This window comes from Deinococcus sp. Marseille-Q6407 (assembly GCF_946848805.1).
Classification (GTDB): domain Bacteria; phylum Deinococcota; class Deinococci; order Deinococcales; family Deinococcaceae; genus Deinococcus.
Map to the genome: position 1 here is coordinate 96,974 of NZ_CAMPFU010000002.1, position 23,544 is coordinate 120,517.

A 23,544-nucleotide genomic window follows, 5' to 3' on the forward strand; every position below is an offset into this window, starting at 1 on the left:
AGGCTACCCCCACGCCCATTCCCTGGAACGTGGAGGTTAGGCCGGCCCAGGCTTTACCAGTCCAGCACCACTTTGCCGCTCTGGCCGCTCAGCATGGCGTCGAAGCCCTGCTGATAGTCGTCGATGGCAAAGCGGTGGGTGATGACCGGCGTCAGGTCCAGGCCCGACTGCACCAGGGCGGCCATCTTGTACCAGGTTTCGAACATCTCGCGGCCGTAGATGCCCTTGATGGTCAGCATCTTGAAAATCACGTCGTTCCAGTCGATGTCCACCCGGCCCGAGGGAATGCCCAGCAGCGCCACCTTGCCGCCGTTGTTCATCACGCCCACCATCTGCGCCAGGGCGGGGCCGGAGCCGCTCATTTCCATACCCACGTCGAAGCCTTCGGTCATGCCCAGGGCCCGCGCGGCGCTCCAGAGGTCCTCGCGGGCCACGTTGACGGTGCGGGTCGCGCCCATCTGCCGGGCCAGGTCCAAGCGGTAGCCGTTGACATCGGTCACGACCACGTGCCGGGCGCCCACGTGCCGGGCGATGGCCGCCGCCATGCAGCCGATAGGCCCGGCGCCGGTGATCAGCACGTCCTCGCCCACCAGGTCGAAGCTCAGGGCAGTGTGCACCGCGTTGCCCAGCGGATCGAAGATACTGGCGATGTCATCGGGGATGTCGGCCGGCAGCTTGAAAGCGTTAAAGGCCGGCAGCACCAGATACTCGGCGAAGGAGCCGGGCCGGTCCACGCCCACGCCCTGGGTGTTGCGGCACAGGTGCCGGCGCCCGGCGCGGCAGTTGCGGCAGTGCCCGCAGGTGATGTGGCCCTCGCCGCTGACCCGGTCCCCGATTTCGAACCCGCGCACCTCGCTGCCGATGCCCACCACCACGCCGGCGTACTCGTGGCCCACCACCATCGGTACCGGCACCGTTTTGCTGGCCCAGTCGTCCCAGCGGTAGATGTGCACGTCGGTGCCGCAGATGGACGAGCGCTGGATCCGGATCAGCAGGTCGTTGGGGCCCATTTCGGGGGTGGGTGTCTCCACCATCCAGATCCCCTCGCGCGCCTCCTGTTTGGCCAGGGCTTTCATGGTGGCAGGGTACTCGGCCGGCATCCGGCCGTGTGCGGAAATGACAGTAGGGAATTCATCGCTGGAAACAGGCTGGTTCAGGGTCTGGGTCATGCCGCCAGTCTAGTGCAGCCGGCCGCCGGCGCCCGGAATGGCGGAACCCCGGCCAGGAATAGGAAGGGCGCACCTGGGCCGCGAGAATACGGCCGGAGTTCCAACCTTCGGTCAAGGCGGAGTGAATCTGCCGGGAGCGCGGCAGAGGGTAAGCTGAGAGCATGATCAAGTTCCAACAGCGTGACCCCCAGGACCCCAGCAAGGAAACCGAAGTGATGGTGGACTTGATGCCGCTGATGCTGTTCGGCGTGGGCTATATCGCCGTCAAGGCCCTGCTGAACGCTTTCGACGTCTGAGCCAGCTGCCCACAGGCGACTGTGACTCGGCAGGCACAGACAGCTCCCAAAGCACAAGAGGCCCTGAGCAACCCGTCATGCGGGCGCAGGGCCTCTTGGGTTAGGCTGAACCCATGACCAACCCGACCAACCCCAACGCCCAGCAGCAGTACAAGAGCAGCCAGAGCGGCCGGTTCGTGGTGCCCGGCTGGATGAACCTGATTGAAGGGACCCCCGACGCTATCGAAATCCAGTTGGACCTGGACAAGAGTGACCTGAGCCGCACCCAGGCCTGCCTCCTGATTGAGTACTGGGCCACCAATGAGGACATCACCCTGCAGAGCATTCTGCCGGTGCGGGCGTTCGGTGCCAATCAGGACGGCTGGTGCATGCTGATTCCAGCGCGCGGCCGGGTGCTGATTCGCGCCATTGACACCGCGCCCAACCCCCCGCTGCTGGCCAGCCAGTGGATCAACATCGACCCGGCCACCCAGCCCGGCACCACCGTGCATGTGAAGGTGGATTTCCCCGATCCTGCCAAGGCCGCTGCCAACAACCTGCAGCTGAACAACTGAGCGCCCTTATTTTTGAGCATGCCCCTCTGGGATTCCCGGGGGCATGCTGCTTTGTTTTTTACCTCGCTCGCCAGGGCTCTTTTCCAGTCAGTCCAGCAGCCAGTCGGCCGCCAGCAGGCCGGTCAGGCCGCGCCGGGCCGCTTGCAGGGCCGGCACAATCTGCCAGCTGCTGCGGTCGCGCGGCCCCACCGCGTTGCTGACGCCGCGCAGTTCCAGCGCCGGCACCCCGGCCAGCTGTGCGGCGTGGGCTACCCCGGCACCTTCCATGCCTTCAGTCAGGGCACCGGGAAAGCGGCGCAGCAAGGCGGCCGCCCGCTCGGCGGTGCCGGTCACGGTATTCAGCGAAAGCATTGGCCCGTAAGTGGCGCCCAACTCCCAGGCCAGGGTTTCTGCGCCGGGGGCCGCGGCGAAGTCTCCGAACGCGGCCGGGCCTGGAAAATCTCCTACTCGCAGGTCCAGCGCTGGCAGCGGCAGAAAGTCGTCGCCCAGTTCGGCGCCGTAATCGGCCTGAATCATCCGGCTGGACACTGCCAGGTCGCCGGGGCGCAGGCCGGCCGTGCTGAAGGCGCCGGCAATGCCCAGGCTGACCGCCAGCCGGGGCCGCTGCTGCGCCACAGCCTGCGCAGTGGCGAGTGCGGCGGCCACCCCCCCCACCCCGCTGACCACCACCCGGCAGCCCAGATCACCGAAGAAATCGGCCTCGCCGGCGGTGGCGACCACCAGCAGGACTTCGGCGGGGGCCAGCCTCATGGGTGCCGCTCCAGCGAGCTCTGACTGGGGTCAGGCGGGGCGGCGGCGCTGGCCGGGTTCAGAACGGGCAACATGCCTTCTGTTGTAGCGGAAAGCGGCGGCTCAGGTCACGGGCGCCGCACCCGGCGCACCAGTTGCTGCAGCTGCGCGAGGTCGGCGGCACTGGGCTGGGGGCCGTAGCGCAACTCGCTGTACAGCTGGGCGATGGCTTGCAGCTGCGGCGCCAGCTGCGGATACTCGGCTGCTGCGCGGTTCACGTAAGTGCCGACCGGCTCGCTGACTCCACGTGGCAGGCCCAGGCGGCGGGTCAGGTCGTCCAGGGCGCGGGCCGCTGGCTCGCTGGGACGGCTGCGGGCCCGCCAGACCCAGACCAGCGGCAGCAGGGCCAGCAGCATCAGCCCTGCGAACCCGGCCCAGTAGCGGGCGCCGCCGGTTTCGCCCAGGCCCAGGCGGCTCAGGGCGCTGGCCTGCTGCTGGTCGTCGAAGTTGACCACCAGGTCGTACCAGTTCAGCTGCAGCCGGTCGTAGGTGCTGGACAGCCGCTTCCATAGCCCGGTCTGGCGCAGTGGGGCCGTCGCCCCCGGGTTGCTGAGCGCCGTGGCCGTGTCGGTGCGGGTGCGGGCCGGGGCCACGGCGGCGGTGGGGTCCACCCTCACCCACCCCCGGCCTTCCAGCCAGACTTCGTCCCAGACGTGTGCGGATGACTGCCGCACCGTGACGGTCGGGCTGCCTTCTGCCGTCTCGCCGCCCTGGTAGCCGCCCACCAGCCGGGTAGGCACCCCGGCGGCCCGCATCAGGAACCCGAACGCGCTGGCGTAGTGTTCGCAGAAGCCGGCCCGGGCGCTGAACAGGAAAGCGTCGGTCCGGTCCTGCGTGGGCAGGGCCGGTGGCGTGAGGGTATAGCTGAACCCGCTGCTGGCAAAATAGTTCAGCGCAGCCTGCACCCGGCCTTCCGGCGGCAGACTTTTCCAGCTCTGGGCCAGGGCACGGGCACGTGGATTCTGGCCCGGCGGAAGTTGCAGGTCGTAGTTCAGGCGGTCGCGCCCCTCATCCAGCCCCACCCGGCTGGCGGCGCTGGTCAGCTGGAAGCGGGCGGCCCGGCCCGACGGCTGGGCGACCACGCTCAGCGCCGAGGTGAGGAGCGTGCCCTGTGGCCGCTGCTGCACCGTGTCCAGTGCCAGCACCCAGGGCTGGCCGTTGGGTTCCTGCAGCAGCGAGTAGCGGTAAGCCGGCCCGGTCACTTCCACCGAGGGGGCCGGGACATTGGCGCGGACCACGTTCCATTCCAGCCCGTCGTAGGCTTCGTAAACGGGACCGCGCCAGTAGAGCTGTTCCTGTGGGGGCACCGTGCCCTCAAAGGTGGCCCGGAGCGCCACGGCGGTGTTCTGCGCCAGCTGCGTCACGTCGCCTGCCTTGACCGAGCTGCCCAGGCCAGTCTGGGCGCTGCCCTTGGTCTGGAATTGCCACAGCGGCGCGGCGGGACGCGGAAAAAAGAAGAACAGCGCCAGCATCAGCGGCAGCGAGAGGGCAGACAGCGACAGGCCAGCTTTCCAGGCGGGTGGAGCGCCGGGAGCCGGGGCTGCTGAGGCTGCTGCTTCCCCCCCAGCCGGGCCAGCGCTGCGGTCCGGCAGTGACCACAGGTGCAGCGCGCCCAGCAGCAACACACTGCTGACGAGGGCGTGCAGCGCCTGCGCCGGCGACATGGAATGCAAAAAGTGGGTCAGCGTGATAAAGAAACCGAGCAGCACCACCAGCACGCCGTCGCGGGCGCTGCGGCTCTCGGCGATTTTCAGGCCCAGCAGCAGGGTCAGCAGGGTGGTGCCGGCGTCCAGCCCGATTAAGGTGCCGTACTGCAGGTACACGCCGCCGATGGCAGCGGCTGCCAGCAGGGCCAGCCCATTCAGATAGACGGTGCTGGGCCGCTGCGGCGCCGGCCGCAGGACAGTTCGCCAATACGCCGCGCCAATCAGGGCAGCGGTCAGCAGGGTGGCCCAGACCGGGGCGCGGGTCAGGCTGGGCAGCAGCACCCAGGCGGCGGCCAGCAGGGTCCAGGGCCAGGCGTGCGGCAGCAGCCGTGCCCGCCACGCCTTCAGGTCTTGGCTGTACGGGTCCAGCTCCGGTGCGAGATGCGGCTCGACCCGGGCCAGCGCTGACAGCGCCCGCTGCCGGTGTGCTTCGCCCTGGCCGGTAGCCAGCTGCTCGCCGGGCAGGGTCAATGAGAACGGCTGCCCGGCCGCGCTCAGAGCCGCGATCCAGCCGGCCAGCCGCGAGGCCCGCAGTTCTGCATCACCGCTGAGAGTGTTCCAGTCCAGCGCGGCGGCCAGGGCGGCTGGCGCGTCGCTTTCGCGGACCAGCAGCCCGCCGCCGGGCAGGTCTTCGCGGCCGGCCGAACGCCGCCAGGAAATGCGCCGGGTGGGGTCGCCCGGCTGATAAGGCCGCAGCCCGCTGAACTCCTGCTCGCCGCGCACCCGCTGCATGCCTTCGGTGCCGCTGACCAGTGCCTGCTGTGGTAGGGCCGGCGGCTGGGCTTCGGGGCGCGGCCAGACCAGCAGCGGCTGCGGCGGATGCAGTTCGCGGGTCACCCGCCACAGGCCCAGCGGGTCGTAGAGGCTGAGCCGGGCGGCCGGGTCGTGCAGTCCCCGAGTCAGCAGCGGCAGTTCCCAGCCGAAAGTCGCCACTTCCGCCTGCGCCGGCACGGTCAGTGCCTGAGAGCCGCCGGCCCCGGTCAGTTCGGCGCGGAACGGCAGACCCTGGCCCCGGCGGCGCACTTCCAGCTGGTACTCGGCGCTGCCGCCGGCGGTGCCGTGCGCGGGAGCCAGCAGCCGCGCCTGCGTGTCGCGGGCCTGCCGGGCAGCGTAGGCCGCGCTGGTCATCCAGACGCCAGCCAGCAGAAAAGTCAGGGCGTACCCCAGGCTGAGGTCGTAGTTGATGCAGCCTACCAGACTGAGCAGCACCGCCAGCAGAAAGCCCAGCCCGGCGCGGGAGGGCCTGAGCCGGCCAGCAGGCGTGTCCAGGGTTTGCCGCAGGCGCTCCAGCGGTCCGGGGGCAGCCGCAGCCGTGGTGGAAAAACGGGTCATCTCAGGCGCGGCTCAGGGAAGGGGCGTTTCCCGCAGAATGTCGCGGATGATTTCGGCCGCCGGGCGCGGGCCTGCCGGGGGCAAGCGGTGCCCGGCCAGGGCAGGGAAGACCGCCTGCACATCCTCGGGCAGCACCATGGTCCGGCCCTGTAGATACGCCCAGGCCCGGCTGACCGCCAGCAACGCCAGCAGCGCGCGGGGGCTCAGTCCGGCTTCCAGGTCAGGATGGTGGCGGGTCGCGGCGGCCAGCAGCTGCAGGTAGTCCAGCAGCGCGCCCGAAACATGCACCTGATCGGCTTCGGCCTGCGCGGTCAGCAGTGTGGCGGCGTCCATCGCGGCCGGCAGGTCACGCACCACCTGGCCCCGGCCGCCGGTCTCCAGCAGTTCGCGTTCGGCGCGGGCGTCGGGGTAGCCCAGGGTCACGGTCAGCAGAAAGCGGTCCAGCTGTGCCTCGGGCAGCGGCGAGGTGCCCACGAACGCCGCCGGGTTCTGGGTGGCGATCACGAAAAAAGGGCTGGGCAGCGGCCGGCTGACCCCGCCTTCGGACACCTGCCGCTCTTCCATGGCTTCCAGCAGGGCGCCCTGAGTCTTGGGGGTGGCACGGTTAATTTCGTCGGCCAGCAGCACCGAGGTGAAAATTGGTCCCGGATGAAAGCGGAATTCGCGCCGCTCGTTCTCCCAGATGCTGACGCCCAGCAGGTCGGCCGGCAGCAGGTCGGCCGTGAACTGCACCCGCCCGAAGTCCAGCCCCAGGGTGCGGGCAATGGCCCCGGCCAGGGTGGTTTTGCCTACGCCCGGCAGGTCCTCGATCAGGAGGTGGCCGCGCGCCAGAATGCAGGCCAGCGCCAGCCGCACCTGCTGAGGCTTGCCCAGAATGACCCGGTCCAGCTGCGCCAGGCTGCGGCGCAGGGCCTGCAGGGCGGGCGTGGCTGGGGCAGCGGAGGAAGCCGGCACAGACGGAAAAGACATCCCGGCCATGCTAGAGCCTGAACTCTGGCAGATTTCTTGTGCCGCCGTTGAGATAAGCCGGATGGCTCCGCAGCGGCCTCTAAGCTGGGGCCTATGGAATTTCAAGAGAACCAGCCGCTGACCCTGACCTTCGTTTTCGGCCCGGAAGAACACACCCTGGCCGGCCGGATGGTGCGCCTGCCGGAAGGCGCGCCGGCGCAGAGCAGCCAGGGCATCGAAATTGAAGGTGTGGTGCTGGAATACGTGACCGACGAGGTGCCACACGGCCTGCGCGCCTTCGACGACGACAGCAAGCGCAAACTCGACGAACTGCGCCAGCGCTTCAAGCTGATGTCGCAGGCTCAGGTGGTGCCGTTCGAACTGCGCCAGTAAATGAACGCCTGTGGGCTGCTTCCTTTGGCAGATATCCACCAAAAAAAGCTCCCCAGGACTTCCTGGGGAGCTTTTTTGTTGAGGTGCTTGTTAGCTGCTCGCTCAGCCGCCGACCACTTCGCCGCCGTTGGGGTGCAGCACCTGTCCGGTGATATAGCTGGAATCGTCCGAAGCCAGGAACACGAAGCAGGTCGCCACTTCGGCCGGCTGGCCGGGGCGCTTCATTGGCACTTCCTGACCGAACTCGGCCACCTTGTCTTCCGAGAAAGTGGCAGGAATCAGCGGCGTCCAGATCGGGCCGGGAGCCACGCCGTTGACGCGAATGCCCTTCTCGGCCAGCTGACCGGCCAGCGAACGGGTCAGGCCCAGGATGGCGCCCTTGGTGCTGGCGTAGTCCACCAGGGTGGGGCTACCCCGGTAGGTGGTTACCGAGGTGGTGTTCACGATTGCGTCGCCTTCCTTAAGGTGGGGCAGGGCGGCGCGGGCCAGGTAAAAGTAGCCATAGAAGTTGGTTTCCATGGTCTTGTGCAGCTGTTCGTCGTCAATGTCGGTCAGGCTGTCCTGGGGGTACTGCACACCGGCGTTGTTAACCAGCACGTTCAGGCCGCCCAGTTCCTTGACAGTCTGTTCTACGGCACTCTTGCAGAATTCCGAGTCGCGTACGTCGCCGGCAAGCTTGAGCACCCGGCGGCCTTCGGCTTCTACCAGCGCAGCCGTCTTGTCGGCGTCCTGGTCTTCGTTCAGGTAGATAAAGGCCACGTCGGCGCCTTCACGGGCAAAATGCACTGCCACAGCGCGGCCAATGCCCGAGTCACCGCCCGAGATCAGGGCCACTTTGCCTTTCAGCTTGTCGGCACCCTTGTAGCCTTCTTTGATGTACACCGGCTTGGGGTCCATCTGCTCTTCGATGCCGGGCTGCTGGGGCTGCACCTGGCCGGGCACCTTGTCGGGGAAGTTCTGGGTCTTATCGACTTCACTCATAGCAGGCAGTCTGCCACCTGCCTTGGGGGCTAAACAGGCAATTTTTCTGCATATGGACGCTGTCTCAAGGTTTGGTTGCGGCCAGCTTAAGGGATTCGCCCAGCTTCCGTTCCCTATGAGGCTCTGGGGCCACATAAACATAAACACTGGGATATTCACTGCCCCACAGCCGGTGCCCGGTGTACCTGGCTGTGTGCCGCCAGCCCAGCCGTTCATACAGGCGAATGCCCCGGTGTGATTCGGCATAAACCTCCAGCGCGGGAATGGAGCCGCGTTTACGTGCAGCGCCGGTAGCCTCCTGCAACAGCCTACGCGCCGCGCCTTACCCCGCGGCGTCCGGGTGGACGAACAGCCTTGAGACGAGCGCCAATGACTCAGCGGGATGACCGGTCAGCTGCTCCCAGGACCGCCCGGGGCTGTTCTGGGCCCGGCGCAACAGGACCTGCCCCGACACCGCGCCGCCTAGTTCGGCCACCCAGGCACCCCCGCCTGGCGGGGCAATAAAGGCGGCAGGGTGCTGCGGCCAGTTGGCCGGGTAGCCAAACTGCTGGTGAACCTCCCACAGCACCTTTTCCAGCGTGGGCAAGTCTTCCTGGCAGCGCTGGCGGACAGTGAGAGGGCAGTCAGGAGAGGTCATGTCGTTCAGCTTAGTGCGGCGGCGCTAGCCTGATACCCATGAGCCGCCGTGGAACCCAAGTCGTCACTGCCCTGCTGGGTCTTATTATGCTGCTCCTGCTAGGCATGGGAGCCATGAGCCAGCGCCTGAACCGCCTGCTGGAAGAGCGCCCAGCTGTGGCTGAATGCTTGAAAGCGGGCGGCACAGCCGGGCAATGCCGGGACGCTTCGGGGGTGGCCGCTGGTCACGCTGCTGCGCCCTCGCCGTGAATCAGTCCAGCCGGAAATGCACCACCTTCACCTGAGCGTCTACTGGCAACTCCGGATAGTGGAAGCGCAGCCGCTCCAGCAGCTCTGCCCGGTCCTGAAAGCCGTCTGCCTGGGCTTGCGCGTCGGTCAGGGCCGCCAGGGGAAAGGGTTCCAGCCGGGTGATGTGGGCCGGCCAGCCCTGCGGGTCATCCCCAAAGCGCAGCAGCACCGGGCCAACCTCCACCGCCTCGCCCCAGCGAATAGTGGTCTGCTTGCGCCCGGACTGCACCGCCGCCCGGTATTCCGGGTGGAAGTGCAGCTGGGGCAGAGGCGTCACAGCGCCCCCGTTCCCTTTACTCGGCCGCGCAGCTGAAAATCTTGATGCTGCGGGCAGTCAGCTGGGTGTCCTGGTCGGCGGTGATTTCTTCCTGTGCCTGATCGTTGGCAGTGTCCAGCAGCAGCTTCCAGGCGTTGCAGGTCACGCCCAGACCCTTGTCCTGGAAGCTGGGCAGGGTAAAGGGAAGGTTCACGTGCGAGGCGTTCAGCAGCACCAGCAGGTGATCGCGCTTTTCGCCTTCTTCTTCGCTCTCGCCGCCGTACAGGAACAGCCCGATGCTCTTGGTCTGTGGGTTCTGCCAGTCCTCATCGTTCAGCTCGGCGCCGTCAAAGCGCAGCCACAGGATGTGCGGGATTTCCTCGCCTTCCTCGCGGCGGCCGGTGAAGAACCGCTCGCGCCGGAAGGAGGGATGCTGCTGGCGCAGGCCGATCAGCCGGCGGGTAAAGGCCAGCAGGTCGCCGTCCATATTGTCCCAGTCGTACCAGTTGATGGCGTTGTCCTGCGCGTAGGTGTTGTTGTTGCCGCCCTTGGTGCGCCCGAATTCGTCGCCGCCCAGAATCATCGGCACGCCCTGCGAAATCAGCAGGGTGGTCAGCAGGTTGCGCTGCTGCTTGTGGCGCGCCTGCAGCACTTCGGCGTCGTCGGTGTCGCCCTCGGCGCCCATGTTCCACGAGAGGTTGTTGCCGTGGCCATCGCGGTTTTCTTCACCGTTGGCTTCGTTGTGCTTGTCGTTGTAGCTGACTACGTCGCGCAGGGTAAAGCCGTCGTGCGCGGTTACGAAGTTGATGCCGGCCTGCGGGTGCCGGTGCGCCGCGCCGTAGATATCGCTGCTGCCGGTCAGGCGGGTGCCCATCTCGGCCACCAGGCCCTCGTCACCTTTCCAGAAGCCGCGCACCGTATCGCGGTAGCGGTCGTTCCATTCGGCCCAGGGCGGCGGGAAGTTGCCCACCTGATAGCCGCCCAGACCCACATCCCACGGCTCGGCAATCAGCTTGAGGCGGCTGAGGACCGGGTCGGCCTGCACACCGGCCAGGAAGTTGGAGTTGCGGTCAAAGCCCTGTTCGCCGCGCGCCAGGGTCGAGGCCAGGTCGAAGCGGAAACCGTCCACCCCCAGCGCCGCCCAGTGCCGCATCGAATCCAGCACCATCTGCACGGTGCGGCGGTGTGTCATCCGCAGCGAGTTGCCAGTGCCGGTAAAGTCGAAGTACTCGCCCATGTTCTCCTGGCTGAGCCAGTAGTAGGTGGAGTTGGCCAGGCCCCGCCAGCTGAGTAGGGGTCCACCCTTGCCGCCCTCGGCGGTGTGGTTGTACACCACGTCCAGAATCACTTCTAGGCCGGCGTCGTGCAGCGTCTGCACCATGTCGCGGAATTCCTGTTCGGTGTCCTGGGGCCGGCCGGCGCGGGCGGCGGCGCTGTAGCGGGACTCCGGTGCAAAGTAACTCAGGGTGGAGTAGCCCCAGTAGTTGTGCAGGTCCTTGTTGCGCAGGAAAGGATTGTCGGCGTGGGCGTGGACCGGCAGCAGCTCCACCGCCGTGATGCCCAGGTCCTTGAGGTAACTGACCACCGGCTCGGAGGCCAGGCCGGCGTAGGTGCCGCGCAGTTCCTCGGGCACGTCCGGGTGGGTCATGGTAATGCCGCGCACGTGGGTTTCGTAAATTACGGTGTGGTTCCAGGGCACCTGGGGCTTGTCTTCCAGCGCCACCTCTTCGGCATTGTCCAGCACGATGCCCCAGGGCGCCTGCAGCGAGGCGACCACGCCGTCGTCGTTAAGGACGGGCTCGTCGGGGCCCAGCAGTGCGCGGGCGTAGGGGTCCAGCAGCCGCACTTCCGGCTGGGCATAGACACCGTTGTCCGGGTCGTGGGGGCCGTGGACGCGGTAGCCGTAGCCCTGGCCCACGCCGCTGCTGTACGGGTGGTCATCCGGCAAAAAGCCGTGCCAGACATTGCCGGTGCGCTCGGGCAGGTCCACGCAGCGCTCGCCGTCGCCGGTCAGCAGGCACAGCTCAATCCGCTCGGCTTCGGGGGCATAGACGGCAAAATTGGTGCCGCCCTCTTCGCGGGTCGCGCCCAGGGGCTGCGGCTGGCCCAGAGACAGGGCGGCTATGGTCTCGGAAGATGCGGTGTCGGAAGATACAGAGTTGGTCATGGGTTTTATTTACCTGTGAGGGGTTGACTCTAGAAAAATCTGAGGACGGGCAGAGCGTGGCTGAGCCCAGGCGGGGAAGAAGGCGGCAAACGGGGCCGCCGCCTTTCAGAAGGCAGCCGCGGCGGCTTTGCAGTCGGCGCGGCGCGGTCAGATTCACAGAGTAAGGCGCAGAAGGCCAGGTGGAATGAAGTGGGCTTTTAACATTCGGTGGAAATTGAGCCAGGGCAGAGCCGGAAGCCTGGGCGCTGCTCTGGCCCGGACGCCCCTCAGAAATCCAGCCGGCTGGCGCGGCCTCGCCCGCTCTGAATGGCGGCCAGCCGCTCGGGGGTCCACAGCTCGTAGTCGTACATCGGGTACTGGCGCTTGAAGCGGCCGATCTTGTCCCACACCTCGCGCGACTCGTGCGGCACCACCAGAATCAAGCGAATCACGGTGTCCTCGGCGTCGTAGATATAAAAGTCGAAGTGCAGGGTCTGCTCGTGGCCCTTGTCGGTAAAGATGGGAAAGGAAAAGGGCCGGTAGCGCCAGTGCTTGTCCCGCTCGCTGAGAATCTGCGCGGCGACCCGGCGCAGCTTGGAGTCGGGGAAGGTGTGCTTGACGCCGTCGCGGTCACGGAAGGTGGCCGTTTCGGGTGGGGCGTCCAGCTGCACCTGCCGCAGCTGGGGCAGGCGTTTCTGGGGTCCTTCTGCCGGCTTCTGTACTCTGGGGGCGGCTTTGCGCTGGGTGCCGCGCTGGAAAGTTTCGCCTTCTTGCAGGCGCTCGGTGCTGCCGCGGCTGCTGCCCGCGCCGGTCCGCGCCGGCGGCAGGGCGTCGCGGGTCACGCCGCCCCGGCCCTGGGCGCGGCTGCCGGTGGCGCCTTTGCCCCGGATGTAACGCCCACCCTGTTTCTTGGATTTGCTGCTGTTGGTCATGCCCGGCAGCATAGCGTGAGGAACGCGGAGAGACTGTTGCCGCGCGGGGGAGGCCGCTTAAAATAGGCAGGCATGAACCGCTCACCGGACCTTCCTTTTACGGCGCTGTTTGGCGGACTGGGGGCCTTCTGCGCCCTGCGGACCGCCTCCGACCTGATTCTGCTGCCGTACCCGTTGGCGCTGGCGGCGTGGTTGCTGGGCGTGGCCGCGCTGGTGTGGGGCGCTCTGCGCCAGCAGCGGGCCGGGCTGGTGCTGGGCTGGCTGGGCCTGACCCTGCTCTCGGGCGTGCTGGGCGGTTATGTGGCCGATGAACTGGGCCGGGCCGGGAATGCCTTCCCCGAGCTGCTGAGCTTGCTGCTGGGATTGCTGGGATGGACCGCTTTGGCCCTGCGGCCCGCAAAGTTGGCCGCCCGCAGGCCATGAGCGCCGAGCAGAACGTGGACATTATCCGCATGGCGCAGCGGCTGGAGCGCCGGCTGGCGGAACGCGGCGCCCTGGGCCGGGGCCTGGGCGAATATGCCCGCTCACTGCGCGGGCAGCTGCCGGACGATGTGCTGCACGACATCATGAAAATCAACCGGGTTCGCAACGATCTGGTTCACCGCAACATTGACCTACCGCTGAGCTCCAAGGACCGCGCCAGCCTAGAGGCCAGCTACGAGCGGGTGGTGGCTTACCTGGGCCGGGGCGACCTGAACGCCAGGGCGCGCCCCGGCCTGCGCGTCAGCCCCTGGGCGCTGGCGGGGGCTGCGTTGTTGCTGGCGCTGCTGGTCTGGCTGGCCCTCACACAGGGGCCGGTTTAGGCTGCTTCCCTGGCTGCGCCGCCGGGCTTTAGTCGGCCTGCCCGCGCAGGAGGTCCTCGAAGGTTTCCCGGCGCACCACCTCGCGCGCTTGTCCGTCCCGCACGAACACCACCGCCGGGCGCGGCATCTGGTTGTAGCGGCTGGACATCGAGTAGTGGTAAGCCCCGGTGCAGCTGACGGCCAGCAGGTCGCCGGGGCGCGGGCGCGGCAGCGGCTTGTCGCGGGCCACCACGTCGCCCGATTCACACAGCTTGCCGGCCACGGTGTAAAGGCCTTCCGGGGTGTCCTCCATGCGGTTGGCCAGCGCCACCTCATAGTCGGCGTCATATAGTGCGGTGCGGAGATGGTCGCTCATGCCGCCGTCCACCGAAAGATAGTTACGCACGCCGGGAATCTCCTTGACGGTGCCCACCTGATATAGCGTCCAGCCGGCTTCGCCCACCACGGCGCGGCCCGGTTCCAGCCACAGCTGTGGCAGCGGCAGGCCGTGCTCGGCAGCGCCGGCCCGCAGCGCCCCGGCAATCTCAGTCAGGGCATCTTCCAGGGGCTGGGGCTGGTCGGCGGCGGTGTAGCGAATGCCAAAGCCCCCGCCCACGTTCAGCACCTGCGCGGCGAAGCCGGTTTCGGCCCGCAGGACCGCCAGCCAGGCCAGCACCCGCGCCAGCGCCGCCCGGGTGCCCTCGGTGCCGAAAATCTGCGAGCCGATATGGAAATGAATGCCCAGCACCTCCAGATGTGGCGCGGCCAGCAGGGCGTGCAGGCCGGCGGTGGCCTGACCGTTTGCCAGCCCCAGGCCAAATTTGCTGTCCTCGGCGCCGGTCTGAATAAACGAGTGGGTGTGGGCTTCCACCCCCGGCGTGACCCGCAGCAGGCAGCGCGCCCGGGCGCCGTGTTCACCGGCCAAGGCGTTCAGCCGCGCCACCTCGTCCAGGCTGTCTACCACGAAGCAGCCCACGCCGGCGTCCAGTGCCTGCCGCAGTTCGGCGTCCAGCTTGTTGTTGCCGTGCAGGTGAATCTGACCCGGGTCAAAGCCGGCACTCAGCGCTGTATACAGTTCGCCGCCCGACACCACGTCCAGCCCCATATGTTCCTCGGCCATCAGCCGCACCAGCGCCCGGCAGAGAAACGCCTTGGACGCGTAAGACACCTGATAGTCCAGCCCGGTTGCCTGCAGGGTGCGGTGAAACCGCCGGCACTGCTCCCGGATCAGGGCCTCGTCATAGACGAACAGGGGGGTGCCGAATTGCTCCGCTAAGGCGGAAGCGGTGACACCCCCCTGTTCGAGTTCGCCGCCGGGGGCGATGCGTGCGCTGCCGCTGAGATGCATGGGGGCAGTGTAGTGCGGCGCCGGCTCTGGCGGGCGAGAGACGGCTGGGGCGCTGCGGGTCCATAGAAATACAGCCGCCACCCTATGCCAGCATGTTTTATGTCACGTCATTTCGGTGCAATTCCCGGGATTCCGGAAGGAGCAACTTTCCCGGACCGCCGGGAACTGCGCAGCGCGAAGGTTCACCTCCCCACCCAGGCCGGCATCAGTGGCTCAGCCAAAGAGGGTGCCGACTCCATCGTGCTTTCGGGCAGTTATGAGGACGACTTGGATGAGGGTGATGTCATCGTCTATACGGGAGAAGGCGGCCGCGACCCGCTCACTGGCCGGCAGGTCAAGCCCCAGGAGCTGGTGCGCGGAAATCTGGCGCTTGCTGTCAATCACCGTGACGGCCTGCCGGTTCGTGTGACCCGTGGCAGCCGCCATGCTTCAGCCTATTCGCCGGCTGCCGGTTATGAGTATGCCGGGCTCTACCGCGTAGAAGACCACTGGCGCGAGGTGGGGAAATCCGGCCACTCCATCTGGCGTTTCAGGCTGACCCGGCTGGAAAACGCCACGCTTCCTGCCGGTCCCGGTGAAACTGTAGGGGCTGAGCGGCGGGAGGCCATCATTCAGCGCATTGTCCGTGACACGGCGGCGGCACGGGCCATCAAATCTCTGTACGATTTTCGTTGTCAGGTGTGTGGAACGCGGCTGGAAACTTCGGCTGGAGCTTATGCCGAAGCGGCCCACATTCGCCCGCTCGGAGCGCCCCATTATGGACCGGACGTGGCCGAGAATCTGCTGTGTCTATGCCCTAATCATCACGTCCTGTTCGATTTCGGCAGCTTTACAGTTCAGGACGATTTCCAGCTGGTGGGGCTGCCGGGAACGTTGCAGGTTCACCCACAGCACCGCATTGACCCGGCCCATCTGGGATATCACCGGGCCTGTTACGCTGCTTTGCCACGGCAGTGAACTCGGGCCGGCCGCTCACCCGCGCGCCTGTGCCTTTCTGCCTGAGCCAGAGCACCGTTGCCGGCCGGGACCCGCAGTAAAATCTTTTTTTGTGACTGCTGCCGAACAGACCCCCAACCTCGCCCGCCTGCTGCCTGCTGCGCCGGTGGGCAATGTGCTGTTGCTTCCGCAGGTGGCCCGCGCCGCGCTGTTCTCGGCTCACCAGGGCCCGGCGGTGCTGCTGACCACGCCCGAGCGGGCCGCGCTGTACGCTTCGGCGGGAGCGCTGGGGGCGCCGGTCAGCGTGAATCCGGGCCTGGCCGACTGGGAGACCCGGCACGAGCATGTGGTGCTGGACGTGAACACCGCCATTGACCTGTTTCCCTCCGACCCGGCCGCGCACGCCCTGAGCCTGCGGGTGGGCGGCGACTTTCCGCGCGAGGAACTGCTGGGCCGCCTGGAAGCGCTGGGCTACGAGCGCGGTGAGGAACCCGGCTACGAATTGCAGGGCGACACGCTGGAACTGCGGCTGGCTCCTGGCATGGGCCTGCCGGCAGGCGCCGATGAGGAGGTCTGGATCCGCGCCGAGTTCTTCGGAGACGAGCTGGACACCCTGCGCCGGATGGAGCCGGGCGGCCTCAGCGGCGAGAAGATCGAGCGCTTTACGCTGGAGCCGGGTGCCGAATACCTCAGCGAAAGCAAATGGGATTCCACCCGGTTGCAGCAACTGCCGGGCCGAGTCTTTCTGGATTCGCCGGAGTTCTACCCTTCGGCAGTGGGCGTGCTGGTAGACAGCCTCTGGGAGACGCTGCGGGGGCGCGAAATCACGTCGTTTGGCCGCTCGCCTATCGAGCTGACCGATTTTGACTTGGGCCTGAAGGTGCTGCCGTTTTACCGCGCCCGCCTGACCGAATTGGAGCGTGATGTGCAGGAGTGGCGCTCGGCCGGCTACCGGGTCTACCTGCTGGTGCGCCACGACCGCACCGCCGAGTATCTGGCCGGGCGGTTGCTGGGCGACGGCCCTGACGACCAGAGCGTGGAGGTGCCCTGGCTGCAGCTGCCGCGCCTGGAACCGGGCGAACTGGGTTTCCTGCGGGCGCTGGGCGAGGGCGGCTTCGTCATTCCCGAGCACAACACGGTGGTGCTGACCGAGGACCTGATTTACGGGTTTCAGGGTGGCGCGGCGCTGCGCGGCAAAAAGATGGCCGGCAAGCCGGTCACCGACGCGTTGGGGCTACAGGTGGGCGATTACCTGATTCACCCCGAACACGGCATCGGGCAGTTTCAGGGGCTGGAAACGCGCACCGTGCTGGGCGTGACCCGCGATTACCTGAACCTGGAATACCGGGGAGGCTCGCGTCTGAGCGTGCCTATCGAGCAGCTTTCGTTGCTGCGCCGGCACCCCGGCACCACCGACGACCCTCCCCGCCTGAGCAGCTTCGACAAGAAAGACTGGAGCCGCGCCAAGGAGCGCGCTCGCAAGAACGCCGAGGAGGTGGCCGCCAAGTTGCTGGTGCAGTACGCCGCCCGGCAGGTGATGCCCGGCACGGCTTTCCCGCCGATTCCCGAGTGGGACGAACAGGTCGAGAAGAATTTCGAGTTCGAGCTGACGGCCGACCAGAAGATGGCATTGCAAGAAACCCTGCGCGACCTGGAACGGGACAACCCCGCCGACCGCCTGATCGCGGGCGATGTGGGCTTCGGCAAGACCGAGGTGGCGCTGCGGGCCGCGCACCGGGTGGTGGGCCACGGCTATCAGGTGGCGATGCTGGTGCCCACCACGCTGCTGGCCGACCAGCACCTGCAAACCTTCCGCGAACGTTTCCGGGGCCTGCCGGTGCGGGTCGAAGAACTCAGCCGCTTTACTTCCGACAAGGAAGCCCGCGAGATTCTGGCCGGGCTGAAAGCTGGCCGGGTAGACGTGGTGATCGGCACGCACCGGCTGCTGAGCGGCGACATCGAATTCAAGAACCTGGGCCTGATCATCGTGGATGAGGAGCACCGCTTCGGGGTGGGGCAGAAGGAAAAACTGCGGGCCATGCGCGGCATTCCCGACGCCCCCAGCGGCGGCAAGATGGAACTGCCCGATGGAGTCAAGGCGGTGGATACCCTCTCGCTCTCGGCCACGCCGATTCCACGCACCCTTTACATGAGCATGGTGGGCCTGCGCGACATGTCTAGCATCCAGACGCCGCCCAAGGGCCGCCGGCCTATCCAGACGGTGCTGACTCCTTTCGACCCGGTCACGGTGCGCGACGCCATCGTCAGCGAAATCGAGCGCGGCGGCAAAGTGTTTTATATCCACGACCGCATCGCCTCAATCGGGGCACGCAGCCTGTACCTGCGCCAGCTGGTGCCCGAAGCCCGCATCGGGGTGGCGCATGGCCGCATGAACGAGGAAGAGCTGGACGAGATCATGAAAGGCTTCGAAGAGGGCGCCTTCGACGTGCTGCTGTCCACCACCATCGTGGAAACGGGACTGGACATTCCCGAAGCCAACACCATCCTGATCGAGCGCGCCGACCGCCTGGGGCTGGCCCAGCTGTACCAGCTGCGCGGCCGGGTGGGCCGCCGCGCCCAGACCGCCTACGCTTACCTGTTCTACCCGCCGCGCATGACCGAGAATGCCCAGCGCCGGCTGTGGGCGATTGCCGACCTGCAGGACCTCGGCTCCGGGCACCTGCTGGCCGAAAAGGACATGGAGATTCGCGGGGTGGGCAACATCCTGGGCGAGGAGCAGCACGGGCAGGTGCAGGCGGTCAGCATCGACGTCTATACCGAGTTGCTGGCCGAAGCGGTTGCCAAGCTCAAGGGCGAGAAGCTGGAGCCGGTGCCCAGCGTGACCATCGACCTGCCGGTGAGCGCGCGGCTGGACCCGGAATATTTTGCGCTGGACGACGAAGCCCGCATCGCCACTTACGGCAAACTCAGCGACGCCCGCACCCTACAGGCAGTTAGCCGGATTGAGCGTGACCTGCGCAAGCGGTTCGGGCCGCCCAGCCCGGACGTGCAGAACTTTATCGACCTTGCCAAGCTGCGAATGCTGGCGATTCGCAAGCGGGTGACCGAAATCCGCGACACCATGACGCACCTGCAGGTCACCTTCAACTACAAGTCGCTGGACTACGACGCCGCCAGCCTGCGCAACTTCCCGTACAAGACCCAGGTCACGACCTTTCCGCCGGCCGTGCAGATTGACAAGCGCGGTCTGAAGCCGGACGACTACCTAAAGGTGCTGCTGGATGTGTTGGGGTACTTTGGGTGAGATGAGCAGACTGACCCTAAATGACGCCCACTGGAATGAACTGAAGACTGCGTATGGTCCAGCGGGGAATATTCCTGGGCTGCTGGAAGCTCTACAGGGGCCAGTAGGGGGTTGGGGCTGGCAAGATGAGCCGATGTTCTCGCTCTGGAGCTCGCTGTGACATCAGGGTGACGTCTATTCAGCGTCTTATCCTGCGCTGCCCTACTTGTTGGATGCAGTTCCAGAGGCATCACCTGAAGGTCAACAGAGTCTGCTGCAACTGATAGCTTGCATCCTGGCCTCTAGTGTTGAGGACGGGGCTCCTGAAGTAGACGAGCAGTGGGTCAATCTTGAGACTGAACGACTTCGCTTAGAACGGCTAGTATTGGAGGCGTTACAGCATCCAGTAGAGTCCGAAGAGGACTTGAAGCTACTGCTGGCCGTTCTCGCTACGGCGAAAAGGGCTTACCGCATTGGTAATTTCCTGATGCAAGTGGACAGCAGTTAGGAATGCCAGGAATGTGGCGAACCGCTGCCTGGCTTGACAGCGCTGGATTAAATCCGCATCTCTGTGAACCCTTTAAACGTATGCGGGGAGTCCAGTTATTGACTCCCCGCACATCAATCGTTCGGTTAAAACCTGGGTCAGTATCCCTGCCCCGTGTCTACCGCGCCCTGAGGCTCTCGGCCTTGCAGCAGGGTCCGGATAAACTCACCCGCGTAGTCGGCGGCTGATATTGCCTGCTGCACATACTTTTTTGCCGGCTGCCGGAAGAGTCGGTTGGTCGAACTCCAGGCCTTCTACCTACTAGGGCCCAGGCTGAACGACACAGATTTATTTCACCCGCAGACTTTGGGGGACAAATCACCTTGCAACTGAGATGTGCTAACCTCTGAGCAACTTTAACCAAACTACATCTTTGCTCATTCACCCGGGTGGGTTTCCTTGCTTGAGGGCCGGTCCGGGAGGCGGGGCGTAATTTGGCCACAAGTCAGAAATCCCCCCTTTTGGAGTGCAAGCATGTTTGAAACACTGGTCAACACGCTGAACGGCTGGGTCTGGAGCCCAGCCCTGATTTACCTGTGCCTGGGTGTCGGGCTTTATTTTTCTCTGCGGACAGGCTTCTTGCAGGTGCGGCATTTCGGCGAGATGCTGCGGCTGCTGCGCGACGGCCGCAGCTCCAACGAAGGGGTGTCCTCTTTCCAGGCGCTGGCGATGGCGCTGGCCGGGCGGGTCGGTACCGGCAACATCGCCGGGGTCGCCACCGCCATTACCTTCGGCGGCCCCGGTGCGTTGTTCTGGATGTGGATGGTGGCTTTCCTGGGCGCCAGCACCGCTTTTGTGGAATCGGTGCTGGGCCAGATCTATAAGGAAAAGGACAGCAGTGGCCACTACATCGGCGGCCCGGCCTACTACTTTGAAAAGGGCCTGGGCCAGAAATGGTACGGCGTGCTGTTCGCCATTAGCGCAGCCATCGCCTGCGGGCTGCTGCTGCCGGGCGTGCAGGCCAACTCCATCGCCACCGCCATGGACACCGCGCTGAGCCTATCGCCCGCCTACACCGCCGGCGTGCTGGCCGTGGTTCTGGCCTTCATTATCTTCGGTGGGGTCAAGCGCATCGCGTCTGCCGCCGAGGTGATCGTGCCGTTCATGGCGGGGGCCTACATTCTGGTGGCCATCATCGTGGTGCTGATGAACATCGGGCAGCTGCCGGAAACCCTGTCGCTGATTTTCCGCTCGGCGTTCGGGCCGGACGCGGCGTTCGGGGCCATTCTCGGTCAGGCCGTGGCCTGGGGCGTCAAGCGCGGCGTGTACTCCAACGAGGCCGGGCAGGGCACCGGCCCGCACCCCGCCGCCGCCGCCAACGTTTCGCACCCGGCCAAGCAGGGGCTGGTGCAGGCGTTCTCGGTGTATGTGGACACCCTGCTGGTCTGCTCGGCCACCGGCTTCATGCTGCTGAGCACCGGCATGTACAACGTGCAGGACCCCAACAATGCCGAGGGCTTCTTGCACCAGGGCGTGGCAGGTGTGGCCGCCGGCCCCGGCTACGTGCAGATCGCCATGGAAAACATCATGCCGGGCATCGGTGCCACCTTCGTGGCGGTGGCGCTGTTCCTGTTCGCCTTCACGACCATCTTGGCCTACTACTACATCGCCGAAACCAACATCCGTTACCTCGGCCGCAGCGTGAAGATGGACTGGGCGCTGCCCATTCTCAAGCTGGTGCTGATCGGCATGGTCGTCTACGGCTGCCTGCGGACCGCCGACGTGGCCTGGGCGATGGGTGACCTGGGCGTGGGCGTCATAGCCTGGCTGAACATCATCGGCATCCTGTTCCTGCAAAAGCCTGCTCTGGCCGCCCTGCGCGACTACGAGGCCCAGAAGCGGGCCGGCCGCGATCCGGTCTACGACGCCGAGGCCAATGGGGTCCACAACGCGCCGCTGTGGGCCGAGATCCGCCGTGACTTCGAAAGTCGCCGCGCGGCCGAGGATCACCCGGCTCCCTGAGCCATGGTCCTGCAGCGGCGGGGAGGGAGGGTCAGAGGCTGCCACGCCTCTTTCTCCCTCCCCGCCGCTCATTTATCAGGTGAGGGGCCCCGGGGCGGTCAGTACCCGCGCCCGGTGTCTACCTCACCGTCCGGCTGGCGGCCCTGCAGCAGCGTCTGGAGAAAGGCGCCGGTGTAGTCGGCGGCCCGCTGTTCCAGATCGGCGGTGGCGCTGCCCACGTGCGGCGTCAGGATGACGTTGTCCAGGCGCCACAGTGGGTGTTCCGGCGGCAGCGGCTCGGGGTCGGTGACATCCAGAATGGCGCCGCCGAGGTGGCCTTGCAGCGCCGCGACCAGATCATCCTGCACCAGCAGGTCGCCGCGCCCGATGTTGTAGAGCCAGGCGCCCGGCCGCATCCCGCGCAGGAATTCGGCGTTCACACTGCCCTGCGTGTCCGGCGTGCTGGGCAGCAGCAGGACCAGATAATCGGCCTGGGCACGGATATTGGCCTTTTCCTGCTCGCCGGTGTGGCTGCGGACCGTCAGCACCTCGGCGCCAAACGGAGTCAGCAACCGCTCAATCTCGCGGCCGATGTGGCCGTAGCCCCACAGCGCCAATTTCTGGCCGCGCAGGGTGTGCATCCGCTCTGGCCAGCGCTGCCAGCGGCCACTGTGCTGCTGATCGCGGCCACGTTGTTGATCACGGTAGGTGTGGAGCTGCCGCGCGGCGGCCAGCAGGCCGCTGACCACATGCACCGCCACCGCCGGGGCATGCAGGGCGTTCGCGTTGAACAGCCGCACGCCCGCTGGCAGGTCGGGGGTGAGGTGGTCTATGCCGGCGGTCAGGGTCAGCACCCATTGCAGCCCCGGCGTTTGCAGCAGGGCGCGGCGCTGCTCCCGGCCGGGACCGAACAGCAAGACCAGCCCATCGGCCTGCTCGAAGGTCTGGCCATCCCGCGGGCGAAATCTCAGCAGTTCGGCACCGTGTTTTTCCAGGCTCTCAAAGGCGGGCAGATCAGGAACAATCACTCTCATACGGGTCCTCCGGAAGGGGATGAGGGGGAAAACGGCGGCTGCCGGTGCCGGGCTAGCCAGTCCTCGCGGCGCAGTTCCATGTTCACCTCGGTGTGGCCGCGTTGCTGGAAACGGCCCTTTTCCTCGAAGCCGGCCCGGGCGAAGGCAGTCTGGGCCCGCTTGTTGCTGCCCAGGGTGGTCAGGCGGATGCGCTCCAGCGGCGGCTCCAGGCTGCTGCCGGCCGCTTCCCCGAACTCCCAGGCCAGCAGAGCGTTGAGCGTGTCCTGGCCGTAGCCCCGCCCCCAGTAGCCCGGCGCCAGCATCACGCCCAGAGTGGCACGCACCGGGGCCGCCGGCCACGCCGGGCTAAAGGCGTACAGTTCGGCATTGCCGGCCAGCTGCCCGCCGATCATCACCCCAAAGCTCATCCGCTCGCGGCCCTGCTCGGCCAGCAGTATGATCCGGAACAGCCAGCGGGGAATCCGGGTGGGTTCGGCGGCGTTCAGCCGCGACAGCTCCAGGTCGCGGTACAGGGCGTGCAGCGCCCGCCAGTCGGTGCCGGACAGCTGCGTCAGCCCCAGCAGCTCGACCCGGCCCCAGGCGGCGGCCGGTTGTGGCGGCGAGGTAGCAGAGCGGCGAAACACCCGACTAGTCTAAGGCTTCAGTGGCCGTTTACGGGCGGGCCTGGACGGAGTCTTTGGCTGCCCTGGCTGCTGCCCTGGCCCGCGCCTGAGCTTCGCCGGCAGGCACCTCGCTGGCGGCAAAAGTGCCTTCCCAGAGGTTCATCAGACGCCCACCTTCTACCAGCAGGATGGTGGGGTACTGCGCCACGTGCAGCTGCCGGGCAAAGCGGGTGGCGTCCGCGCCGCGCCAGGGCGTGACCGGCGCCTGAGCGGTGCGGTAAAAGTCTCCTTCCGCGAACACTGCCCGCACCGGCAGGCCGCTGGCCAGTGCGGCGTCCCAGAGGTGGCCCATGTCGCCGCAGCCGGCGCCGTACACCACCACCAGCTCGCGTTCCTGCGCTGTCCAGGGGTGTGCCGGTAAGGGATCGCCCAGCCGCACCTTGGCCTGGGCGGAAGGCAGCCCCAGCGTCAGCAGCAGGGTGACCAGCGGCGCGTGGCGGGCCAGCCGGTGCAGTGAAAGCTGGTGCAAGGCAGATGTGGGGCGGGAGGCAAACTCGGAAGCCATAGTGCCAGTCTGCCAGCGGCAGGTGACGCGGGGGTGAGGAGTGGCCGCACATAGCAACAGGCGGCAGGCAGCAGGCAAGGCCGGGCTCAGCGCAGAGGTGATCTCCTGTCAGCGCCCGC

22 protein-coding genes and 1 pseudogene are annotated in these 23,544 nt (G+C 66.7%); 9 read left to right on the forward strand and 14 right to left on the reverse strand.

Annotation, left to right across the window (positions count from 1 at the left end; all coding sequences use genetic code 11):
* Positions 1-53 precede the first annotated feature (53 nt).
* Complete coding sequence (gene tdh / locus OCI36_RS02515) at positions 54-1,076, reverse strand: L-threonine 3-dehydrogenase (RefSeq protein WP_261664359.1); 1,023 nt, start codon at positions 1,074-1,076, stop codon at positions 54-56.
* Positions 1,077-1,330: 254 nt separating this feature from the next.
* On the opposite strand from tdh, the gene OCI36_RS02520 reads away from it, so the two are divergent.
* Both OCI36_RS02520 and OCI36_RS02525 read left to right on the forward strand, forming a co-directional pair.
* Entirely contained in the window at positions 1,331-1,465 is a 135-nt protein-coding gene (locus OCI36_RS02520; RefSeq protein WP_261663510.1) for a hypothetical protein, read from the forward strand.
* A gap of 113 nt (positions 1,466-1,578) precedes the next feature.
* Positions 1,579-2,019, forward strand: coding sequence for a uracil-DNA glycosylase (locus OCI36_RS02525; protein WP_261663511.1), 441 nt, complete (start codon positions 1,579-1,581; stop codon positions 2,017-2,019).
* Positions 2,020-2,106: 87 nt separating this feature from the next.
* Here OCI36_RS02525 and mqnB read toward each other — a convergent pair whose 3' ends face one another.
* From mqnB to OCI36_RS02540, 3 genes are all read right to left on the reverse strand, one after another.
* The gene (gene mqnB, locus OCI36_RS02530) at positions 2,107-2,769 is read right to left on the reverse strand and encodes a futalosine hydrolase (protein WP_261663512.1); all 663 of its coding nucleotides are present in this window, start codon (positions 2,767-2,769) and stop codon (positions 2,107-2,109) included.
* Positions 2,770-2,876: 107 nt separating this feature from the next.
* Complete coding sequence (locus OCI36_RS02535; RefSeq protein ID WP_261663513.1) at positions 2,877-5,846, reverse strand: transglutaminaseTgpA domain-containing protein; 2,970 nt, start codon at positions 5,844-5,846, stop codon at positions 2,877-2,879.
* A 12-nt stretch (positions 5,847-5,858) separates the two neighbouring features.
* On the reverse strand, positions 5,859-6,824 hold the full coding sequence (locus tag OCI36_RS02540; RefSeq protein ID WP_409996710.1) for an AAA family ATPase: 966 nt from the start codon (positions 6,822-6,824) through the stop codon (positions 5,859-5,861).
* Positions 6,825-6,908: 84 nt separating this feature from the next.
* On the opposite strand from OCI36_RS02540, the gene OCI36_RS02545 reads away from it, so the two are divergent.
* Entirely contained in the window at positions 6,909-7,187 is a 279-nt protein-coding gene (locus OCI36_RS02545; protein WP_261663515.1) for a hypothetical protein, read from the forward strand.
* Positions 7,188-7,289: 102 nt separating this feature from the next.
* Here OCI36_RS02545 and OCI36_RS02550 read toward each other — a convergent pair whose 3' ends face one another.
* The 3 genes and pseudogenes from OCI36_RS02550 to OCI36_RS02555 form a co-directional block, all read right to left on the reverse strand.
* On the reverse strand, positions 7,290-8,168 hold the full coding sequence (locus OCI36_RS02550) for an SDR family oxidoreductase (protein ID WP_261663516.1): 879 nt from the start codon (positions 8,166-8,168) through the stop codon (positions 7,290-7,292).
* Positions 8,169-8,232: 64 nt separating this feature from the next.
* Positions 8,233-8,478, reverse strand: a pseudogene (locus tag OCI36_RS13405) (GNAT family N-acetyltransferase); the annotation flags it as partial.
* A gap of 12 nt (positions 8,479-8,490) precedes the next feature.
* The gene (locus OCI36_RS02555; protein ID WP_261663517.1) at positions 8,491-8,805 is read right to left on the reverse strand and encodes a hypothetical protein; all 315 of its coding nucleotides are present in this window, start codon (positions 8,803-8,805) and stop codon (positions 8,491-8,493) included.
* A gap of 38 nt (positions 8,806-8,843) precedes the next feature.
* On the opposite strand from OCI36_RS02555, the gene OCI36_RS02560 reads away from it, so the two are divergent.
* A complete protein-coding gene (locus OCI36_RS02560; RefSeq protein WP_261663518.1) occupies positions 8,844-9,053 on the forward strand; it encodes a hypothetical protein in 210 nt (69 codons plus the stop codon).
* Position 9,054: 1 nt separating this feature from the next.
* Here the strand turns inward: OCI36_RS02560 and OCI36_RS02565 are convergent, their stop codons facing one another.
* From OCI36_RS02565 to OCI36_RS02575, 3 genes are all read right to left on the reverse strand, one after another.
* Positions 9,055-9,369 carry an ASCH domain-containing protein gene (locus OCI36_RS02565; protein ID WP_261663519.1) on the reverse strand — a complete coding sequence of 105 codons (315 nt, stop codon included), beginning with the start codon at positions 9,367-9,369 and terminating at the stop codon, positions 9,055-9,057.
* Between the two features lie 16 nt (positions 9,370-9,385).
* Positions 9,386-11,515 (reverse strand): glycogen debranching protein GlgX, encoded by a 2,130-nt coding sequence (glgX, locus tag OCI36_RS02570; protein ID WP_261663520.1) that lies wholly within the window; start codon positions 11,513-11,515, stop codon positions 9,386-9,388.
* 266 nt (positions 11,516-11,781) lie between these two features.
* Positions 11,782-12,426 (reverse strand): hypothetical protein, encoded by a 645-nt coding sequence (locus OCI36_RS02575; RefSeq protein WP_261663521.1) that lies wholly within the window; start codon positions 12,424-12,426, stop codon positions 11,782-11,784.
* Between the two features lie 72 nt (positions 12,427-12,498).
* On the opposite strand from OCI36_RS02575, the gene OCI36_RS02580 reads away from it, so the two are divergent.
* Positions 12,499-12,849, forward strand: a complete 351-nt coding sequence (locus OCI36_RS02580; RefSeq protein WP_261663522.1) for a hypothetical protein — start codon at positions 12,499-12,501, stop codon at positions 12,847-12,849.
* On the forward strand, positions 12,798-13,229 hold the full coding sequence (locus OCI36_RS02585) for a hypothetical protein (protein WP_261663523.1): 432 nt from the start codon (positions 12,798-12,800) through the stop codon (positions 13,227-13,229). The genes OCI36_RS02580 and OCI36_RS02585 overlap by 52 nt, the downstream gene beginning before the upstream one ends.
* A gap of 28 nt (positions 13,230-13,257) precedes the next feature.
* On the opposite strand, the gene lysA is transcribed toward OCI36_RS02585, so the two are convergent.
* Positions 13,258-14,556, reverse strand: coding sequence for a diaminopimelate decarboxylase (gene lysA / locus OCI36_RS02590; protein ID WP_261663524.1), 1,299 nt, complete (start codon positions 14,554-14,556; stop codon positions 13,258-13,260).
* 99 nt (positions 14,557-14,655) lie between these two features.
* On the opposite strand from lysA, the gene OCI36_RS02595 reads away from it, so the two are divergent.
* The 3 genes from OCI36_RS02595 (at position 14,656) to OCI36_RS02605 (ending at position 21,245) form a co-directional block, all read left to right on the forward strand.
* Positions 14,656-15,513, forward strand: a complete 858-nt coding sequence (locus OCI36_RS02595; RefSeq protein WP_261663525.1) for a YDG/SRA domain-containing protein — start codon at positions 14,656-14,658, stop codon at positions 15,511-15,513.
* Positions 15,514-15,604: 91 nt separating this feature from the next.
* The gene (gene mfd / locus OCI36_RS02600; protein WP_261663526.1) at positions 15,605-18,757 is read left to right on the forward strand and encodes a transcription-repair coupling factor; all 3,153 of its coding nucleotides are present in this window, start codon (positions 15,605-15,607) and stop codon (positions 18,755-18,757) included.
* A gap of 1,000 nt (positions 18,758-19,757) precedes the next feature.
* Positions 19,758-21,245 carry an alanine/glycine:cation symporter family protein gene (locus OCI36_RS02605; RefSeq protein WP_261663527.1) on the forward strand — a complete coding sequence of 496 codons (1,488 nt, stop codon included), beginning with the start codon at positions 19,758-19,760 and terminating at the stop codon, positions 21,243-21,245.
* A 98-nt stretch (positions 21,246-21,343) separates the two neighbouring features.
* Here OCI36_RS02605 and OCI36_RS02610 read toward each other — a convergent pair whose 3' ends face one another.
* From OCI36_RS02610 to OCI36_RS02620, 3 genes are read right to left on the reverse strand one after another with little or no spacing between them, the layout of a single operon-like run.
* Complete coding sequence (locus OCI36_RS02610; protein WP_261663528.1) at positions 21,344-22,258, reverse strand: NAD(P)-dependent oxidoreductase; 915 nt, start codon at positions 22,256-22,258, stop codon at positions 21,344-21,346.
* Complete coding sequence (locus OCI36_RS02615; RefSeq protein WP_261663529.1) at positions 22,255-22,881, reverse strand: GNAT family N-acetyltransferase; 627 nt, start codon at positions 22,879-22,881, stop codon at positions 22,255-22,257. The genes OCI36_RS02610 and OCI36_RS02615 overlap by 4 nt, the downstream gene beginning before the upstream one ends.
* Positions 22,882-22,909: 28 nt before the next feature.
* Positions 22,910-23,425: a penicillin-binding protein gene (locus tag OCI36_RS02620; protein WP_315941233.1), complete on the reverse strand. Its 516-nt coding sequence runs from the start codon at positions 23,423-23,425 to the stop codon at positions 22,910-22,912.
* Positions 23,426-23,544 lie beyond the last annotated feature (119 nt).

Coding starts and splice junctions, on each gene's coding strand:
- tdh (WP_261664359.1), bottom strand. CDS start 1,076: ATGAAAGCCCTGGCCAAACAGGAGGCGCGCGAGGGGATCTGGATGGTG.
- OCI36_RS02520 (WP_261663510.1), top strand. CDS start 1,331: ATGATCAAGTTCCAACAGCGTGACCCCCAGGACCCCAGCAAGGAAACC.
- OCI36_RS02525 (WP_261663511.1), top strand. CDS start 1,579: ATGACCAACCCGACCAACCCCAACGCCCAGCAGCAGTACAAGAGCAGC.
- mqnB (WP_261663512.1), bottom strand. CDS start 2,769: ATGAGGCTGGCCCCCGCCGAAGTCCTGCTGGTGGTCGCCACCGCCGGC.
- OCI36_RS02535 (WP_261663513.1), bottom strand. CDS start 5,846: ATGACCCGTTTTTCCACCACGGCTGCGGCTGCCCCCGGACCGCTGGAG.
- OCI36_RS02540 (WP_409996710.1), bottom strand. CDS start 6,824: ATGGCCGGGATGTCTTTTCCGTCTGTGCCGGCTTCCTCCGCTGCCCCA.
- OCI36_RS02545 (WP_261663515.1), top strand. CDS start 6,909: ATGGAATTTCAAGAGAACCAGCCGCTGACCCTGACCTTCGTTTTCGGC.
- OCI36_RS02550 (WP_261663516.1), bottom strand. CDS start 8,168: ATGAGTGAAGTCGATAAGACCCAGAACTTCCCCGACAAGGTGCCCGGC.
- OCI36_RS02555 (WP_261663517.1), bottom strand. CDS start 8,805: ATGACCTCTCCTGACTGCCCTCTCACTGTCCGCCAGCGCTGCCAGGAA.
- OCI36_RS02560 (WP_261663518.1), top strand. CDS start 8,844: ATGAGCCGCCGTGGAACCCAAGTCGTCACTGCCCTGCTGGGTCTTATT.
- glgX (WP_261663520.1), bottom strand. CDS start 11,515: ATGACCAACTCTGTATCTTCCGACACCGCATCTTCCGAGACCATAGCC.
- OCI36_RS02575 (WP_261663521.1), bottom strand. CDS start 12,426: ATGACCAACAGCAGCAAATCCAAGAAACAGGGTGGGCGTTACATCCGG.
- OCI36_RS02580 (WP_261663522.1), top strand. CDS start 12,499: ATGAACCGCTCACCGGACCTTCCTTTTACGGCGCTGTTTGGCGGACTG.
- OCI36_RS02585 (WP_261663523.1), top strand. CDS start 12,798: ATGGACCGCTTTGGCCCTGCGGCCCGCAAAGTTGGCCGCCCGCAGGCC.
- lysA (WP_261663524.1), bottom strand. CDS start 14,556: ATGCATCTCAGCGGCAGCGCACGCATCGCCCCCGGCGGCGAACTCGAA.
- OCI36_RS02595 (WP_261663525.1), top strand. CDS start 14,656: ATGTCACGTCATTTCGGTGCAATTCCCGGGATTCCGGAAGGAGCAACT.
- OCI36_RS02605 (WP_261663527.1), top strand. CDS start 19,758: ATGTTTGAAACACTGGTCAACACGCTGAACGGCTGGGTCTGGAGCCCA.
- OCI36_RS02610 (WP_261663528.1), bottom strand. CDS start 22,258: ATGAGAGTGATTGTTCCTGATCTGCCCGCCTTTGAGAGCCTGGAAAAA.
- OCI36_RS02620 (WP_315941233.1), bottom strand. CDS start 23,425: ATGGCTTCCGAGTTTGCCTCCCGCCCCACATCTGCCTTGCACCAGCTT.